The organism is Nonomuraea sp. NPDC048916 (assembly GCF_040649575.1).
GTDB lineage: Bacteria > Actinomycetota > Actinomycetes > Streptosporangiales > Streptosporangiaceae > Nonomuraea.
Genome location: NZ_JBEZFS010000236.1, coordinates 1 through 439, shown reverse-complemented (window position 1 = coordinate 439; position 439 = coordinate 1). Strand labels below are relative to the sequence as shown.

Annotated in this window: 1 protein-coding gene; it reads right to left on the bottom strand. The window is 63.1% G+C overall.

Going from position 1 to position 439, the window contains the following annotated elements:
* Nucleotides 1–155: 155 nt before the first annotated feature.
* On the bottom strand, nt 156–439 hold a 284-nt coding region (locus AB0C16_RS40640; RefSeq protein WP_357691544.1), incomplete at its 5' end, for a DUF3883 domain-containing protein.

The window sequence follows — 439 nt, the reverse complement described above, 5'->3', positions numbered from 1 at the left end:
GCGGAACTGCTCGGTGAGGGACTCCGCCAGAGACGCATTGTTCGCGCTCCCGCATGCTGCGGGCTGACATACGCAGAAGTGCCACGGGTGATCTCCATACGAGTGGACGGCCGGGCGGACTGCCGCCGTTGCCAAGGGGCGAGTCAGGGAGGGTGTCAGCCGCCGAAGGGCAGGCGGTACTCGAAGTTCCTTGGCTTCAGGTCCTCTTCGGCGGGAAACCAATCCTTGAAATGCAGAACGCGGCCCCCACTCGCCGTGTGATTCTCGCCTTCGATCTTGATATCGCTCACCACGTACAGGTCCACAGTGTGTTGCGGCTCGCGTGCGTGATCGACCTCGTTGGACGTCAGGTGTACTTTGGCGGCCGAGCCGGTCGTGCCCTTGACCTCAACGCGTTTTTCTTCCCCGTCCCGGGTGCAGTGGAGGTCGTAGGGCTTGC